Annotated in this window: 18 protein-coding genes; 13 read left to right on the forward strand and 5 right to left on the reverse strand. The window is 38.1% G+C overall.

Features of this window, described 5'->3' with window-relative positions:
* Positions 1–10: 10 nt before the first annotated feature.
* Genes FA727_RS00665 through FA727_RS00675 form a run of 3 tightly spaced genes read left to right on the forward strand, consistent with a single transcriptional unit; the run spans position 11 to position 3,505 of the window.
* Positions 11–802 (forward strand): SDR family oxidoreductase, encoded by a 792-nt coding sequence (locus tag FA727_RS00665; RefSeq protein ID WP_136828823.1) that lies wholly within the window; start codon positions 11–13, stop codon positions 800–802.
* Positions 803–821: 19 nt separating this feature from the next.
* Positions 822–1,802, forward strand: coding sequence for a 2-hydroxyacid dehydrogenase (locus FA727_RS00670; protein ID WP_136828824.1), 981 nt, complete (start codon positions 822–824; stop codon positions 1,800–1,802).
* A gap of 2 nt (positions 1,803–1,804) precedes the next feature.
* On the forward strand, positions 1,805–3,505 hold the full coding sequence (locus FA727_RS00675) for a dihydroxy-acid dehydratase (protein ID WP_136828825.1): 1,701 nt from the start codon (positions 1,805–1,807) through the stop codon (positions 3,503–3,505).
* Positions 3,506–3,655: 150 nt separating this feature from the next.
* Here FA727_RS00675 and FA727_RS24870 read toward each other — a convergent pair whose 3' ends face one another.
* Positions 3,656–3,778: a hypothetical protein gene (locus FA727_RS24870; protein ID WP_281280827.1), complete on the reverse strand. Its 123-nt coding sequence runs from the start codon at positions 3,776–3,778 to the stop codon at positions 3,656–3,658.
* Positions 3,779–4,033: 255 nt separating this feature from the next.
* Here FA727_RS24870 and FA727_RS00680 point away from each other — a divergent pair, with 255 nt between their 5' ends.
* The 9 genes from FA727_RS00680 (at position 4,034) to FA727_RS00720 (ending at position 13,403) form a co-directional block, all read left to right on the forward strand.
* Positions 4,034–4,738: a response regulator transcription factor gene (locus FA727_RS00680; RefSeq protein ID WP_136828826.1), complete on the forward strand. Its 705-nt coding sequence runs from the start codon at positions 4,034–4,036 to the stop codon at positions 4,736–4,738.
* Positions 4,728–6,143: a sensor histidine kinase gene (locus FA727_RS00685; protein ID WP_136830972.1), complete on the forward strand. Its 1,416-nt coding sequence runs from the start codon at positions 4,728–4,730 to the stop codon at positions 6,141–6,143. The genes FA727_RS00680 and FA727_RS00685 overlap by 11 nt, the downstream gene beginning before the upstream one ends.
* A gap of 133 nt (positions 6,144–6,276) precedes the next feature.
* Positions 6,277–7,221: a type I pantothenate kinase gene (gene coaA / locus FA727_RS00690; RefSeq protein ID WP_136828827.1), complete on the forward strand. Its 945-nt coding sequence runs from the start codon at positions 6,277–6,279 to the stop codon at positions 7,219–7,221.
* Between the two features lie 212 nt (positions 7,222–7,433).
* Complete coding sequence (locus FA727_RS00695) at positions 7,434–8,690, forward strand: S1C family serine protease (protein WP_306461645.1); 1,257 nt, start codon at positions 7,434–7,436, stop codon at positions 8,688–8,690.
* 204 nt (positions 8,691–8,894) lie between these two features.
* The gene (locus tag FA727_RS00700) at positions 8,895–9,875 is read left to right on the forward strand and encodes an efflux RND transporter periplasmic adaptor subunit (RefSeq protein WP_158318774.1); all 981 of its coding nucleotides are present in this window, start codon (positions 8,895–8,897) and stop codon (positions 9,873–9,875) included.
* A complete protein-coding gene (locus FA727_RS00705; protein ID WP_136828829.1) occupies positions 9,875–10,615 on the forward strand; it encodes an ABC transporter ATP-binding protein in 741 nt (246 codons plus the stop codon). Before FA727_RS00700 ends, FA727_RS00705 begins: the two co-directional genes overlap by 1 nt.
* Entirely contained in the window at positions 10,554–11,732 is a 1,179-nt protein-coding gene (locus FA727_RS00710) for an ABC transporter permease (protein WP_306461667.1), read from the forward strand. The genes FA727_RS00705 and FA727_RS00710 overlap by 62 nt, the downstream gene beginning before the upstream one ends.
* Positions 11,733–11,805: 73 nt before the next feature.
* Entirely contained in the window at positions 11,806–12,213 is a 408-nt protein-coding gene (locus FA727_RS00715) for a hypothetical protein (RefSeq protein WP_136828830.1), read from the forward strand.
* A 20-nt stretch (positions 12,214–12,233) separates the two neighbouring features.
* On the forward strand, positions 12,234–13,403 hold the full coding sequence (locus tag FA727_RS00720; protein WP_136828831.1) for a cadherin-like beta sandwich domain-containing protein: 1,170 nt from the start codon (positions 12,234–12,236) through the stop codon (positions 13,401–13,403).
* A 53-nt stretch (positions 13,404–13,456) separates the two neighbouring features.
* Here FA727_RS00720 and FA727_RS00725 read toward each other — a convergent pair whose 3' ends face one another.
* The 4 genes from FA727_RS00725 to FA727_RS00740 form a co-directional block, all read right to left on the reverse strand.
* On the reverse strand, positions 13,457–14,107 hold the full coding sequence (locus FA727_RS00725; RefSeq protein ID WP_136828832.1) for a hypothetical protein: 651 nt from the start codon (positions 14,105–14,107) through the stop codon (positions 13,457–13,459).
* A gap of 158 nt (positions 14,108–14,265) precedes the next feature.
* Entirely contained in the window at positions 14,266–15,618 is a 1,353-nt protein-coding gene (locus FA727_RS00730; protein ID WP_136828833.1) for a hemolysin family protein, read from the reverse strand.
* 73 nt (positions 15,619–15,691) lie between these two features.
* Positions 15,692–16,123: a MerR family transcriptional regulator gene (locus tag FA727_RS00735; RefSeq protein WP_136828834.1), complete on the reverse strand. Its 432-nt coding sequence runs from the start codon at positions 16,121–16,123 to the stop codon at positions 15,692–15,694.
* A gap of 354 nt (positions 16,124–16,477) precedes the next feature.
* Positions 16,478–17,023: a GNAT family N-acetyltransferase gene (locus FA727_RS00740; protein ID WP_136828835.1), complete on the reverse strand. Its 546-nt coding sequence runs from the start codon at positions 17,021–17,023 to the stop codon at positions 16,478–16,480.
* A gap of 163 nt (positions 17,024–17,186) precedes the next feature.
* On the opposite strand from FA727_RS00740, the gene FA727_RS00745 reads away from it, so the two are divergent.
* Positions 17,187–17,648 carry a helix-turn-helix transcriptional regulator gene (locus FA727_RS00745; RefSeq protein ID WP_136828836.1) on the forward strand — a complete coding sequence of 154 codons (462 nt, stop codon included), beginning with the start codon at positions 17,187–17,189 and terminating at the stop codon, positions 17,646–17,648.
* Positions 17,649–17,662: the final 14 nt, after the last annotated feature.

Here is a 17,662-nt window from a genome sequence, read left to right on the forward strand (position 1 = left end):
GGAATTATAAATGGATTTACAACTAAAAGGAAAATCAGTTATTGTCACTGCAGCAAGTAAAGGACTTGGGAAAGCAACGGCGAAACAGTTTGCTGAAGAGGGAGCACATGTAGTAATCAGCAGTCGAAATCAAGAAGAATTAGAACTAGTAGTCGAAGAAATCAAGAACGAAACTGGTAATCCTCATGTCCGCTATGCAGTATGTGACATTACAAACCCAGATGATATTAAAAGTTTGGTAGAAACAGCTGTGCAATGGAATGGCACAGTCGATGTTTTAATTAACAATGCCGGCGGACCTCCTGCTGGGGGATTTGATAAATTTTCAGATGCAGATTGGCAAAAGGCATATGAATTAAATTTATTAAGCTTTGTTCGTTTGATTCGCGAAGTTTTACCATATATGAGAAAGACGGGAGCAGGAAAGATTGTCAATTTTGCTTCTTCTTCCATCAAGCAAACACTTGATAATTTACTTTTATCTAATACGTTTCGTGCAGGAATCGTCGGTCTTTCAAAAAGCTTATCTCAGGAATTTGCGAAGGACAATATTTTAATCAACACAGTTGGACCAGGAAGGATTGCAACGGATAGGGTCGCTGAATTGGATGAAATTCGTGCTAAGCAAGTTGGGGTATCATACGAGGAGTTAAAGACACAAACAGAAAAGTCTATCCCAATGGGCCGTTATGGTCGACCAGATGAATTTGCGAAAATGGTTGTATTTCTTTCGTCAGGTGCAAATACGTATGTGACAGGACAGTCATTTGTGGTCGATGGGGGATTAGTGAAAGCATTATAGGATTGGAGGTTTCCTAACGTTGACTAAAAATCTTGTAATCTGTAAAAGAGTACCTGAATCTATTTTGAATGAGCTCGAAAGTCAATTTCATGTTTCCTATTATCCAAATGGCGAGGAACTGGAGAATCCCATTTTCGTAGAGAAGCTTTTGGAGGCAGATGGTATTTTAGGTCCAAAAATGGCAAATATCAATCTCTTAGAAAAAGCACCTAGAGTCAAAATTATTTCTAATATATCCGTAGGATATAACAATTTAGATATCGAGTTACTTACTAAAAGAAGAATAATGGCCACGAATACACCCGATGTCCTAACAGATACAACAGCGGATACGATGTTTGGAATACTATTGGCAGCAGCAAGGCGGATTGCAGAACTCGATCGTTTTGTGAAACAAGGAAAGTGGAAAGCCACCATTACCGAAGAGCATTTTGGCATTGAAGTTCATCATAAAACGATTGGGATTATCGGAATGGGAAGAATTGGAGAAGCAATTGCTAAACGGGCTCACTTTGGCTTTGATATGGACGTTCTTTATTACAATCGTACACGTAAAAAAGAAGCTGAACAAAAATATGATGCAACGTATTGCCAGTTGGATGAACTTTTGACACGTTCCGATTTTGTTGTCCTTATGACACCATTAACAGAAGAGACAAGAGGCATGATTGGCCTACATGAATTTTCCTTGATGAAAAAAACAGCCATTTTTATAAATAGCTCAAGAGGAGAAACAGTGAAGGAAGCTGATTTAGTCCAAGCTCTTCAGCAGAAGTTAATACGTGGAGCGGCTCTAGATGTATATTCGAAAGAACCAATCGAACCTGACCATCCACTTCTTTCATTTGAAAATGTCGTAACCGTTCCTCATATTGGCTCAGCAACAAAGGAAACACGTGATAAAATGGCTAGTCTAGCGTCAGAAAATATTCGGTTAGGGTTAGAAGGAAAAGTGCCACCTAACGTCATTAATCCTGAAGTGTTCCAACTAGGAGGTTAGAAATGGAAAAAAAGGATAAGCTAACTTCTTATGGTGATGCAGGCTTTAGTCAGTTTATACGCCGGGCATTTGCTCGGCATCTAGGCCATGATGTCAGTGATTATGAAAAACCTTTGATTGGTATTGTTAATACAGAAAGTGATATTAATCGATGTCATTCGCATTTTGGTCCTATTATAGAAGCAATTAAACGTGGGGTTTTAATGCAAGGAGGCATTCCATTAGTATTTCCGACAATCTCTTTAGGTGAGATTTTTACAAGTCCGACAACAATGTTATATCGAAATCTCGCTGCGATGGATACGGAGGAAATGATTAAGGCACAGCCATTAGAAGGTGTTGTCCTAATCGGAGGCTGTGACAAAATGACTCCTGCCCAGCTAATGGGTGCTGCAAGTAGTGATATTCCAACAATCATGATTACAGGTGGTCCAATGGCCAATGGTGAATACAAGGGAAGAACACTTGGTGCCTGCTCAGATTGCCGCTATTTTTGGCAGGAATTTCGTGCAGGGACAATTGATGAAGTAGAGCTCGATGAAATTAATGCTGCTTTAGCTCCTACAGCAGGACATTGTATGGTCATGGGAAGTGCAAGTACGATGGCCGCATGCGCGGAAGCACTTGGGATTATGCTTCCTGGCGGTGCAGCAATTCCAGCTACAGAAAATAAACGATTGCATATAGCTCAAAAAACAGGACAGCAGATAGTCAAATTAGTAGAGAGTGGCCTAACACCTTCTAAGATTATGACAAGAAATGCCTTCGAAAATGCCATAAGAGTTTTGATGGCTATTGGAGGTTCTACGAATGCTGTTATTCATTTAACTGCGATTGCTGGGAGACTTGGAATCGAACTTTCTTTGGAATTGTTTGATGAACTTGGAAAAACGACTCCGTTTATTGCAAACCTGAGGCCAGCCGGAAAGTATCAAATGGAGGATTTGTACCGTGCTGGCGGGATTCCTGCAGTAATGAAGGAACTAGAAGAGTTGCTACATCTTGAAGAAATTACCGTAACCGAGAAAACAATCGGGGAGAATTTGCAAGGGATTAAGGTTGAAGATGTCTACCGAGATATTATATATCCTGCTGCACAACCTCTGTATAAAGGTGGAGGCTTGGCTGTCGTTAAAGGGAATCTTGCAGAAAATGGGGCAGTCATTAAACCGAAGGCAGCTTCACAACACTTATTAAAACATCGGGGAAGAGCGGTTGTTTTTACTTCGATTGCCGACCTTGAAACTCGTATTGCAGACCCAGATTTAGATGTTCATGAAGAGGATATACTTGTTTTGCAGAATGCTGGGCCTGTTGGAGCACCAGGAATGCCAGAAGCGGGAATGATTCCAATTCCAGACAAGCTTTTGAAAAAGGGTGTCCGTGACATGGTGCGGATCTCAGACTGTCGCATGAGCGGAACTGCTTTTGGTACGATTGTTTTACATATCTCCCCGGAGGCTGCAATTGGTGGTACGCTTGCACTCGTCCAAAATGGAGACATGATTGAATTAGATGTAGAAGCAGGAAGATTAGAGCTACTCGTTTCAGAAGAGGAGTTAGAGAAAAGACGTGTTGACTGGAAGGTACCTAACAATCTAGCTGAAAGAGGATATACAAGGTTATTCCAGGAGCATGTGATGCAAGCCGATAAAGGTTGCGACTTTGACTTTTTAACAAAAAGGGGAAGTTCCGGGCTATAGAACTCTCGACTTTCGGTTTCGGTTCAGGGGATTACAAAAAATAAGCAAGAAAAAACTGACTTTCTTATAAGTCGGTCTTTTCTTGCTATTTATTTTTGAGCTGTTATTTAAGTTGTTCTTTATAGTCTAACGTAAAACGGAATTTGCTGTTCACCAATCCTGTGTTTTTTCCAATAACCAATCGATTTCAATATGGCGTAGGACAAGGTGTTTGATATCCTTATCAAGATCTTCTGTCGCTTCTAGCAGTTTATCGATGTCTGTTTTAACCATATCATAATCCTCCTGGATATATAGTCTATGTGTTATATATCTATGTATCCATTTTTTTAAATTATAAACATGTATCTGTAAATATTCACTATATACTTCGATTCAATAGTGAATATTATGGGGGTCTTATGTAATCCAAATGTGATCAAAGTATTAACAAACGATGAAAAATGTAAGAAATAAATCCCGAAGTGTTGATTAATCCTGCATTTCGCCTTATGTTATTTTTAAGAGTTTAAATTAGGAGTGAACATAATGAATGTTCTTGTTATAGAAGATAATGAAAGTGTTTGTTCGATGATTGAGATGTTTTTTTCAAAGGAACAAATCAATGGTGAATATGTACATGATGGAATTCAAGGATTTAATCGCTATAAAGAGGGCCAGTGGGATCTGTTAATTATTGACTGGATGTTACCTGGAATGGACGGAGTGGCCATTTGCCGAAAGATCAGGGAAGAAGGGGACTCCATTCCAATTATAATGCTGACAGCAAAGGATAGTGAATCAGATCAAGTGCTTGGTCTTGAAATGGGAGCCGATGATTATGTGACAAAACCCTTCAGTCCACTTGCATTAATGGCAAGAATTAAAGCCATTACACGTCGTCTAAAGGGGAGTTCTCAAGAAAAGGCTGAGAAAGGTCTTTTAGAAACACAATTTTTCAAAATAAGTAAAGAAAAGCGAGAAGTCTATCTAAATGGTGAAGCTGTGACGAATTTGACGCCAAAGGAATTTGAACTCCTCTACTATTTTGCACAGCATCCAAAACAAGTGTTTACCCGTGAACAACTTTTGGACAGGGTATGGGGCTATCAATTTTATGGGGATGAACGTACAGTGGATGTTCATATCAAACGCCTTCGAAAAAAAATCGGCACAGACAACCAGCCTTTCTTTCATACTGTGTGGGGAGTAGGATATAAATTTGATGAAACGTTCCAAGCGAGTGAAGATTAAATATTTACATCAACAATTGCTTAGTCATATGAGTGTCCTTTTGGTGGCATTTTTGATCCTTAGTTTGGTTTTTGCCCATTATGTAGAGGGGCTCGTCTATCAAAATAAGGTCGATGAACTCAAGTCCTATGGAGAAAATATACTTGAAGATATTGCAACCAGTGCAACACCATCTGTTCGTGTTCTCAATCAATATGGGACAGTCTTAAATGGAAGAAACATCAGCTTCAATCTTTTTGATGAGCAGGGAAATATTATTTATCCAGCTGGACCTTATGCTCAGGATATTAAGCTGGCAGACGAGGCATTGGCTGATATTGCCAAGGGGAAAACAGTGGTCGTAAAAAATAGAATGAAGCATTCTGATCAGGATGTTACGTTTGTTGCGATGCCCTATATTGTTCAAGATACTTTGGTCGGCGGAATATTTTTAACGGCGCCCATAAGTGGTTCGAGAGAAATGATCACGAAAATTAATCAATATTTGCTTTTAACTGTGTTATTAGCATTTGTGATCTCTATACTTCCGAGTTGGATTTTATCAAAATTCCACGTGAATCGAATTAAGAAAATACAAGAAGCAACCTCCTTGGTATCTGCAGGTGATTATTCAGTGAAATTGCCGCCTTCCGATTTCGATGAGATCGGGGAACTAGCTAAGGATTTTAACCATATGGTGAAAAAACTGAATGAGAGCGCAGAAGAAATCGAGAGTCTTGAAAATCGACGGAGGAATTTCATGTCAGATGTGTCACATGAATTAAGAACACCATTAACCACTATTAGTGGTGTGGTTGAAGGTTTGAAAAATGGCATGATTGCTGACGAGGAAAAAGAAAAAGGCATTAATCTTGTTAGCCAGGAAACGAAACGTCTCATTCGCCTTGTCAATGAAAATCTTGATTATGACAAAATCAGATCAAATCAAATTACATTGAGAAAAGAAGATATTCAGTTGTCAGATGTTTTTGAGATTATTCAAGAACAGCTATATTTGCAGGCTGATGAAAAGAATGATCGGCTTGAAGTTGATGTGGATGAAGATGTCTTTGTTTTTGCTGACTATGATAGACTTATTCAAATATTGATTAACATCACGAAAAATAGCATTCAATTCACAGACGATGGAACCATCTGGTTGAGAGGTAGAGCGGAGAGTAATCAAACAGTGATTGAAATTGAAGATACTGGGATTGGCATTGATTCAGCAGAGGTTGAAAAAATTTGGCATCGTTTCTATAAAGCTGACATCTCAAGGACGAACAACCCTTATGGAGAGTTTGGTTTGGGCTTATCGATTGTGAAGCAATTAATTAATCTACACAATGGTACGATTGAAGTGTTTAGTGAAAAAGGAAAAGGAACGAAATTTATCATTCACATTCCATATGAGAAAAACGAATAGCAACTAGTAGACCAAATCGTAGCAGATTTGGTCTTTTAATATTGGAATGAATGAATAATACTGGATATTTTTAATATGAAAGTGCATAATTTTTGGAGAAGCTAGATCAAATCATGCCGTCAGGAGTTTATATATGACCACTGAACAACATTCTACCTACATATCTTTATCAAGAGATGAATGGGCAACTTTGCATTCCAGTCCAGCGTTTCAATTAACAAAATCAGAAATTAAGAAACTACAGGGGACAATCGGAAACCTGACGAATGAGGAAATTAATAAAATCTATTTACCACTTATTCAGTATTTGTCGTTCAATATCCAAGCAATGAAACAATTACATAAGGTTAGAAATCAATTTTTGAAGAAAGATACAAAGAACTTACCATTTATTATCGGAGTTGCGGGAAGTGTAGCGGTCGGAAAAAGTACCACATCACGGATCCTTCAATCATTACTTTCTAATTTACCGGAAAAACCGAAAGTAGAAATCGTCACTACAGATGGATTTTTATTTTCAAATGATGTGCTCAAGGAAAAGGGTCTATCTGACAAAAAAGGGTTTCCGGAGAGTTATGATTTAAAGGGGTTAATTGAATTTCTAACTGAAATTAAGTCTGGAAATCCACGTGTCCAAGCACCTGTATATTCCCATCTCCACTATGACATTATTCCAAACGAATACATTGATGTTTGTCAGCCAGATATTATCATTGTTGAAGGTATAAATGTTTTGCAAACTCCAAAACAAGTAGGGGATAGTATTCCAAGTCGATTTGTATCGGATTTCTTTGATATTTCGATATATGTGGATGCAGAAGAAAATCATATTTTAAAATGGTATTTAGAAAGATTTAAAGTTTTAAAAGAAACGGCATTTGCTCAACCTGAATCATATTTTCATCGATTTGCAGGACTATCTGATAACGAAGCAGAGGAAATTGCAACTGATATTTGGAATCGAATAAATAAAGTAAATCTAGAAAATAACATCCTACCAACCAAATTTCGAGCCGATATTATTATCGAAAAAGGCATTAATCATCAGGTTGAAAATATTAAGGTAAGGAAAATCTAGCAATTATAAAAGTGGATAGATATGAGAAGCTCCCTGGATAAATGAATTGTCCAGGGAGCTTTATTTTGGATTGAAGAAAAATTAGAAACATGTAAATCAATTTTTTAACGATTCTTCCCTAATTGTTCTAACCTTCTTAAAGGTTTAGTCATTTTTTGTTCACATTTGTTGGATAGGATTAGAACATAAGGAACACGAGGAGGAAAGTAACAATGTCAGATTTAGAAAAAATTGAAGAACAAGTTCACGAGGAAGTTCAAGAACAAGTTCAAGAAGAAATGCTTACAAAAAAATCTAAGCCTAGAAATTTTATAAAAAGTTTTTCAGGAATGGTCGCTGCTGGTGTGGTTGGTTCCGTATTAACGATGACGGTTGTCCCTCATACTGACGTATTTCAAAAGCTATATGAACCAGTCCAAGCACAGGAGGAAGTAGCAACGAACAAAGAGAAAGAAGTTAATATTGTTCCAACTTCTACTTCTACATCAAATAGTGGTAATTCAATTGCAGATATCGTAGAAAAATCATCTGCAGCCATTGTTGGGATTGTGAACATGCAACAGCAGAGCAACCCATTTTCAAGATCTACTGAGGCAGTTGAGAGTGGCTCAGGCTCAGGGGTGATTTTTAAGAAGTCCGGTAATGAAGCTTATATTGTGACAAATAATCACGTAATTGAGGGAGCTTCAGAAATTGAGATTTCTCTGCATACTGGGGAAAAAACGACGGCTGAATTAATAGGAGCGGATGCGCTAACGGACTTGGCTGTTTTAAAAATTGATTCGAAATATGCAGACACAGTTCTTGAGTTTGGAGATTCGTCTTCTTTAAGAGCAGGGGAACAGGTTCTAGCAATCGGAAATCCTCTTGGACTTGAATTCTCACGCACAGTTACTCAAGGAATTATCAGTGCAGTCGATCGAGACATTGCTGTTTCCACGTCTGCTGGAGAATGGGAATTAAATGTCATTCAGACTGATGCCGCGATTAACCCAGGAAATAGCGGTGGAGCACTTATGAACACACAAGGACAAGTCATCGGGATTAATAGTTTGAAAATTTCCGAGAGTGGGGTGGAAGGATTAGGGTTTGCCATCCCAAGTAATGATGTTGTACCGATTGTCAATGAAATCATTCAAACAGGAAAGATTAGTAGACCTTATTTAGGAGTTAGTCTTGCAAGTCTTGAAGAAATCCCACAACAGTATCTACAGAGCCTTCCACAGGATGTAAAAGGTGGAGCAGTGGTTACGTATGTGGATCCTAATTCAGCTGCTGGTCAGGCTGGGATTAGTGTCCAGGATGTCATTGTGGCCATCAATGATCAAGAGGTTACAACGACAAACGATCTACGAAAATATCTTTATACTGAACTCAACGTTGGTGATGAGGTGGAATTGAAGATTTATAGTGGCAGTGAAGTGAAAAAGGTGAAAGTTAAGTTGACAAGCAATATTCCAACGAGTTGATCGTTGGAGGGGAAGAGTACCCTTGTTTCAGTATTGGAAGAAAGCTAGGAATGAAAAATTGGAGGTCAGAACGGAAAGAACAGTTCTTAAACATTAGGATACCGATGGATGCGGGCGGGGCGAGCTAACCGACAATTTCGGCATAGCTTCGCCCTAAAAAAAGGTCTAATACTTAATTTTTTGATTTTTATAGGAGGAAAAACAATGAAAAAATGGATTTGGATTGGCGTCATCTTGGTCGTTATCGTGGGTGGGAGCCTTTGGTTTTATCAAAGTAAAAAAACAGCTGCTCCTTTAGAAGAACAGCAAGTTATGACGACCACTGTTCAAAAAGGAGACATAAAAGTTCAGGTTAGCGGTTCAGGCTCGGTCTCATCTATTAACAGTTCAGATATTTCTTCGGAATCAGAAGGCATTGTCGATGAGGTTTTAGTCGGAGTGAATGACGTGGTAGAAGAAGGAGACGAACTAGTTACTTTTACAGATGGAAGTGACCCGATTACTGCTCCGCATGCTGGTACGATTACCTCACTAGATATTGAAGATGGAAGTCGAGTTCAGCTAAGTCAAGTGGTTGGCCATATAACAGATTATGAAACACTACAAACTACCATTAGTGTGGATGAGCTTGATATCTCAAGTATCAAAGAAGGACAAACTGCTGAAATTACGGCTGATGCTTTCCCAGACGAAACGTTCGAAGGAACGGTCACTGCCGTTTCGAAGGAGGGAACATCAACTAATGGAGTATCTAGCTTTATTGTGAATGTACAGCTTAAGGACCCAAAAGACTTATTAATTGGAATGTCAACTGAAGTAACCATCACAACAGAAAGCAAAGAGGGTGTTCTGTATGTTCCGATTGAATCTGTTCGCGTGAATGGGGATGAAAAATATGTCATTGTCCAGGAAACAAGTGATAATTCAGAGGCTACAACACAGCAAGTTGTCGAGACAGGAATTAACGATGATCAAAACATCGAAATTGTTTCTGGATTATCGGAAGGGCAACTTGTTCAGCTCGCAGTGACCATTAATTCCAATAACCAAGCTCAAGGATATATGCGTGGTAATGGAGGACAAGGCTTCCCGGGTGCTGGAGGAGGACAAGTTATTCAAGGCCTCCCTAGTGGTGGCACTGGAGGACAAGGATTCTCTGGCGGTGCAGGCAGGGGGAATCAATAATGACCCAACCAGTGATTGAAATAAAAAATCTAACAAAAACCTATGAACTAGGTGGGGAAACGATTCATGCCCTAGAGGATGTCTCGTTGCATATCAATGATGGGGATTTTATCTCCATCATTGGCCCATCCGGCTCAGGAAAATCTACGTTCATGAACATGATTGGTTGTCTCGACAAACCTGACTCTGGAGAATATCTAATCGAAGGTAAGAATGTTGCCAAAATGAATGATAATGAGCTAGCAACGATTCGTAATGTAAAAATAGGATTTATTTTTCAAAACTTTAACCTTTTAAACAAACTAACAGCTCTTGAAAATGTGGAACTTCCGCTTATATATAGGGGATTGAGTGCAAAGGATCGGAAAGAAAAAGCCTTATCCTGTCTGAAATTAGTAGGATTGGAAGACCGATGGGGCCATTTACCTACTCAACTCTCAGGTGGACAACAGCAGAGGGTTGCTATCGCAAGAGCGCTTGCAGGGGATCCAACAGTCCTTCTTGCTGATGAACCTACAGGAGCATTGGATAGTAAGACTAGTAATGATGTGCTACAACTACTGAAACAATTAAACGAAAAAGGACATATCATTGTTCTGATTACCCATGACTTAGAAGTAGCAAAACAAGCAAAGCGGATTGTACGAATCCATGATGGACAATTGTATGAAAATGGAGGTGACTGGTTTGAACCTAATAGAATCTATCAAGATGGCCTTAAAGAGTATCAGAAACAATAAACTTCGCTCTTTCCTAACAATGCTTGGGATTATTATTGGGGTTGCATCAGTCATTACATTGGTCGGAGTCGGACAAGGTTCCTCAAAATCTGTTACAGACGAAATCGGAAGCCTTGGAACAAATCTATTAACACTCAGTGTAACAGATACGGACTCTGTACAACTGGAAGAAGATGACCTAGGGCGATTTGAGGAATTAAATACAATTGCAGAAGTGGCACCAATTGTTTCTGGAAGAGTGTTGGCGAAATATGGTGAAAACTCTGCCCAGGTTTCGATTACTGGGACTACTTCCTCCTACCTATCTGTAAGGGGATTGTCACTAAGTCAAGGTCGCTTTTTATCAGACATGGATGATGAATTAAGACAAAAAGTTGTTGTGCTAGGTGCTGACACAGCAGACACTTTATTTCCTAGAGCAAATCCTCTTGATGAAAGCGTCAAAATAAATGGAGTCTCTTATAAAGTGGTCGGTGTATTACAGTCGATAGGTAGTTCACTAGGTTCAAGTGGAGATAGTGTCATTATTGCACCACTATCTACTACCCAAAGATTAATTCAGGATACAACTATTGGGACTGTTTATTTGAACGCGGAAAATAGCGATTCTGTCAATTTTGCGAAATTACAGGTTCAAGGAGTCATGACAACTTTATTTCCAAATATGAGTGATGCTTACTCTATTTCTAGCCAAGAAGATTTAATGGAGACGATGAGTTCTGTGTCTGATACGATGACACTCATGCTAGGAGGAATTGCGAGTATTTCCTTACTTGTCGGCGGAATAGGTGTTATGAACATTATGCTTGTATCGGTATCAGAACGTACTAAGGAAATTGGAATTCGCAAAGCCATTGGTGCGAAAAGAAAGTCCATATTGTTACAGTTCCTTATTGAAGCTGTCGTATTAAGTATGATTGGTGGCTTAATCGGAATTCTTCTAGGATACGGTGTATCAAAGGGGCTTGAGGTATTCGCTAGTATGACGATTTCGTATTCATTGAACGTTGCCTTATTCTCCTTTTTATTTTCATGTGCTATTGGAATTATCTTTGGCGTGTTCCCTGCCAATAAAGCTTCGAAGCTGGATCCAATCCTTGCTTTAAGGCAGGAATAATACAATGTATGGCTAACCATCTGACGAATGCTTAGATGGTTAGCTTCAATTAAAAATGTTGGGAGAGATTGATTTGAAAAAAGCAAAAAAATGGGTTGGTATTTTAGCGTTGGCATTTCTTATCGTGCAATCAACTGTTGGAATTATTAATTACACCCAAACAGGAGGTCAACAAAATTTTCAAGGTAGAATGGAAAGAATGAATGGTGGTGGCATGCCGCCTCAAATGAACCAGGAAGGCACTACTGGAGATACTTCAGGAACAGTTGCAAATACAGAGCAACCACAATTTCCACAAAATGGAGAGATGACGAACCTTAACGGGAATTTTGAAAGACTGTCTGGCTCTACTTCCTTTTTAAGAAACCTTGAAAATGGAGTAGTAGGTGTCATCTTGGATGGGTTATCTCTTTTATTGGTTGTTGCTTGGATTGTGTTATCCGTATTAATGAGAAAACACGATAAAACTCCAGAGGTATAAATCGGGGGAGATGACTCAATATGAAATTAAAGAAAAGGGCAAAAGTCATTACCGTTGGAACCATTATTCTATTCGCAAATATTTATCCATATCCGCTCCTTCATTCAAGTGCGGAAGAAATATCCTTAGTTGAAAACACCGTTCAACTAAAGTCATTAACCATTTCAGAATTTCAGTTGAATCAAACTTTTTCATCTGATGTGAGTTCGTACACGGCAAATGTGTCAAATGAAGTTGAACGTATGAGTTTAAGACTCGAAACGAAGGATGAGACATCATCTGTAACCATTAATGGGGAGATAGTAGAAAGTGGAGTCGAAACGGTTCTCCCTCTAGAAACAGGAGAGAATATTTTTCACATTGTGGTAACCAATGGTACCGAAACTAGCACTTATACCTTAACAGTTATTCGGGCACCAAATGATAACAACCAATTAGCGAACATAATGTTATCTAGCGGAGAGCTTGCGTTTGAACCGGCTGTTACTCATTATAATGTAAACGTAGATTCCAAGATTAGTAACATCACAATCAAACCAAAAGTAGCTGCTGAGACATCTACTGCAAAAATTAATGGGGATGTCATTGGTGAAAAAGGGTATACAATGGAGCTTCCAGTCGGTAACTCTGTTGTAAGCATTGTCGTAACGGCAGAAGATGGTGCAGAGAGAACATATCAAATTACAATTAATAGAGCAGAAGAAAAAAACAATTCCAATGATAAAGATATAGAGGGGCAGAAACAAAATCCGGATTCCAAAGTTAATGAGGAGAAGACACCGATACAAAACCCGGACAATAGTAATCAAACAGATCGTCTTGATTCGCCCCAACAATCACAAAATAATAGGACAATGCCTACTATGTCAGGTAGCTTTGGCACAGAAGTGGAAGAACAGACAAAAGCAAACCTAAGCAATTTAACAATATCAGATGGGACTTGGGACAATTCTTTTACTTCAGAAGAGTACACCTATCATATTGCAGTAGATACTGATGTTACTAGTGTAACAATTGAAGGAAATCCTGAGGAAAATGATGCAGAGTTGACGATTGATGGTATCGAAACAACAAATAGTGCTACTGTAGCCATTGGTGATGTAGCTCAAACCGTTATATCAGTTGCGGTTACCTACGAAAACGATCGAAAAACGTATGTCCTTGTATTTGATAAGGACATTGATGATTGATAAGCCAAAGAAAAGGCTGTTTCAAAGTACGACTTTGGAACAGCCTTTTCCATCTAATTGCTACTATTTTCGTTTACACTTTGTTGTGCTTCTGTTTTAAATTTGTTTAATTCCTTATGAAGGTCCTCCATATTGACATCTAAAGTATCGAGAACATCATGAAAGGATTTTCCGTCTTTTTTCAAGGCGACGATCTCATCTAATGATTTGCCACTTACCTTTGCAAGGGCTGCCGCACCAATTAGAAAGCGCAAATGTAAACCGTCTTTAATGTAAGCATCAATTTCTTCGGTTTTTTTGTTCGTATAGCTAGCTAAGTATTCTTTTACTGCAGGTTCATTGTTTTTTACAAATTCCTTCCACTGAATCATCGATTCTATACGCTCTAATTCTTCTTTATCAACACCGAGCTTCTCAGCTGTTTTCTCCCAAGATTGTGTTTCTTTATGTATATCTAGTACTTCATCAATTTTCTTATTCGACTTCTTACTTAGCATAGCTGCCCTAAAAATATCGGCTTTCGTGTATCCTTTGTCTTCTAATTCTTTTACTTGTTCACGTTCAAGCAATTTGTGGTGTTGTTTATGATGATGCTCCATTTTATGTTCATGATCATGTTTTTCAGGGGCAGCCTGTGCAAATTGAGCCGGATACCAGGTCAACCCAACCATCAAGCTCATCAAAATTATTCCTATTTTCTTCAAAACGTGTTCTCTCCTTTTGTTCATAATGTAATACGAACATAGGTTAACCATAATTTGCTAAATTATGAGGTGAAAATAAAATATATTGAAGAGGAATGTTTCATTCGAATGTTTAAGGGGTAAAAAAAATCATCCCCCAAACGAATGGGGGATGAGACTTATGAGACGATAGAAGAATTGGTTAAGGGTATATTTTTAATGTCCTGTACTGTCTCTTCTTCTAACTTTGTCACTTCGAGGTATTTAATATGGTGTTCTTCCATTTCAAGAATCGTAAATACATAGGAATCATTGATGATAGAATCTCCCTCTTGCACTTCGAAATTCTCTGTTAATATCCAACCACCAATGGTGTCAACATCTTCATCATTAATTTCAAGTCCAAGTAAGTCATTTACTTCACTGACTAATACTTTGGAGTCAAAAATATAGTGGTCGTCACTAATTTTTCTGACTTCAGAAATCTCATCCATATCGAATTCATCTCGGATTTCACCAACGATTTCTTCGATAATGTCCTCAACAGTTACAAGCCCAGATGTACCACCATATTCATCCATTAATATCGCCATATGAATACGTTCCTTCTGCATTTTGATTAACAGATCACCAATCGGTACAGTATCAATTACGCGAATAATTGGGCGGATATAGGATGCTAATGATTGAGTAGCAATTTCTGGATGATTTAATAAATCCGTCATCACTTCTTTTAGGTTGATTAAACCAATAATATGGTCCTTATCGCCATCAATGACAGGATAGCGAGTAAATTTTTCAACATACATAACTTCGATGAACGTTTTAATCGTATCATCCTTTGATAATGAAACGATTTCCGTTCGAGGAACCATAATTTCCTTTGCGATTCTATCGTCAAATTCAAAAATTTTATTTACATACTTAAACTCTGATTGGTTAATTTCACCACTTTTATAACTTTCGGACAAAATGAGTCGAAGTTCTTCTTCAGAATGTGCTTCTTCACTTTCCTTCGCAGGTTTTAGTCCAAACCATCCAACGATCACTCTAGCAGATCCATTTAACGCCCAGATGAATGGATAGAACAAGCGATAGAACCAAATGAGTGCTCTTGCCACAAACAAAGTTACTTTTTCAGCTTTACGAATCGCAACTGTTTTAGGAGCAAGCTCACCAACGACAACATGGAGAAATGTGATAAACACAAACGCAATAACGCCAGAAATTACATGGGACAGTGCAGGTGCAATAGATAAATCTTCTAATAGAGGATCAAGCATCTCTGCAATAGTTGGTTCTCCTAACCAACCAATTCCTAACGCTGTAACTGTAATTCCAAGCTGACAAGCCGATAAGTATTCGTCAAGATGAGTAATGATTTTTTTCGCAGCAATGGCACCTCTGCTGCCTTCTTCAATCAATTGATCTACTCTTGAACTTCTTATCCTAATGATCGCAAATTCTGAAGCGACAAAAAATGCCGTAAAAGCAATCAAAATGGCTAACAAAACCAAGTTAAATATGTCCAAATAAGTTTCCTTATCTCGCAAAATACGAGTAAGGAGTCACCTCCCGATAATTTAAAAAATGTTTTTGATTTTCTTAACTTGTTAATTCGGAAAGGGATTTTAGCAACACTTCACTTTCAGTATTGAGCAATTTGGAATAGCTTTCGACCTGGCCAGATTCGAGACTCTCAAACAAAGGAATCAGAACGTTTAGGTCTGTTTGTAGCTGCTTCATTTGCTGGGTTACTGATTGGATATGTTTTTTTAATTCCCCTTCATGTACTTCTTTTAACTTCTTCATTTCTAGTTTTCTTTTAATCTCTTCTAAAGGAATATGGAGATTCTTGCATTCTTCAATAAACTTCAAATCCTCTAGATCTTGATGTGTGTATATCCGATAATTTGATTTTGAGCGTTGTGCCTTTAAAAGACCAATACTAGTATAGTAATCAATGGTTCTCTTTGATAAGTTGGCTAAGTTTGCTAGTTCGCCAATACGATAGACAGCCCCATCATACCACCTCAATCCTAAACTTATAATTAAAATTATAAGGAAACAAAACCATACAGTCAAACGTTTCGGTTGTGAAAAAGATGTTACCTATAGTTTATTATAAACGAAGAGTAATATGAACAAATTTGCTGTTTTTAGCAGTAAATACCTATAAAATTAGGTGAAACAAGGGCTGTGGGTTAGGTATTCTTACAAGGAAAATGGCTGTATGATTTATGTAGTGGTAATGTGGAAAGGTTTGATTAGAATCATGGAATAGTTGTCTTTCATCACGTACTAATGAGAACATAATGAAGCATTGACATAAGAGTGTGTCCTCATAAATAAGCTGCCACTCCCGTTCATTTTTAAAACTCTACTAGCCTATTATTTTCTGTTCCATTCATGTGTGAGCATGCTGTACACGAATATATGATGAAAATGCCCATGCAAATATTCACCATCACGAAGGCAACCTTCATATGTAAAACCAAGACGTTCAGGAACAGCGCGACTTTTTCGGTTTTTTTCTCCACAACGGATCTCGATTCGGTGAAGGTCTAATTCTCTAAAAGCGTAATGTATGATAGCTTGAACGGACCTCGTCATAATTCCATATCCTTGTGCATTCTGGGAAAGGAAGTACCCCAATTGAGTTTGTCGATTATACCAATTGATATCATGAAAATCGATATTACCTACTAATACTCCTCTAAAACGTATTCCAAAATTGGGCTCATTGTTTTCCAAAAATCGATTTAGTCCCATTTGGATAAGGAAATAAGTGTCTGACGGTGAACGTACTTCATCAACCCAAGGCAACCACTCGCGTAAATAGTATCGATTTCTCTCCACTAATTGAAAGTATTCATCAGCGTGAAAAGGCTGCAACAATTGCAGTTCAATCTCATTATCACCTTTTATCGTAAACATGGCCCAACCTCCTTTAGTCCTTCTATAATCTTATGTTTGCTTTTTTCAAAAAAGGTTCAAATAGGAAATTTCCTTTAGGGTAGTAGTTTTTATCGATTGCTTGTATAATGATGGTATAAAGTGTAAATTTACACCAATTCTACATATAAAGGGTGACGATGGATTGACACGTGAGGAAATTATTTTAAAAGTATCTGAAAAACTACGTCTTATTCGAACGGAAGCAGGATATACACAAGATAAAATGTCCGAGATTGTCGGTGTATCCAAAAAGACTTTGGTGCAAATTGAAAAAGGTAGAATGTATGCCAATTGGCCAACGGTTGTTACGATCTGCGCTCTTTTTCGAGAAACAGAAACGGTGCAATTTTTATTCGGAAATGAACCATTAGAGGTGCTAGAAACAGTTGCAAGGGACGGAATTGATTATCGAAAGGAAAAGACGATGGGCGGAAAGCTTTGGTGGAAAGAAGTGCTAAAACAGGAAGGCTTCATTCTACAGCAAAATATTCTTAGCCAGCATTATCGGATTTTGGATGATGAGTATTTTCGGATTTTTAGCAGTACAGATGAGGAAGCATCAATAGAGAGGTTTAATGAATTAATTAGGGAAAAGACACTATAGACGATCAGACCTAA

This window comes from Robertmurraya kyonggiensis, assembly GCF_005116465.1.
Lineage (GTDB): Bacteria > Bacillota > Bacilli > Bacillales > Cytobacillaceae > Robertmurraya > Robertmurraya kyonggiensis.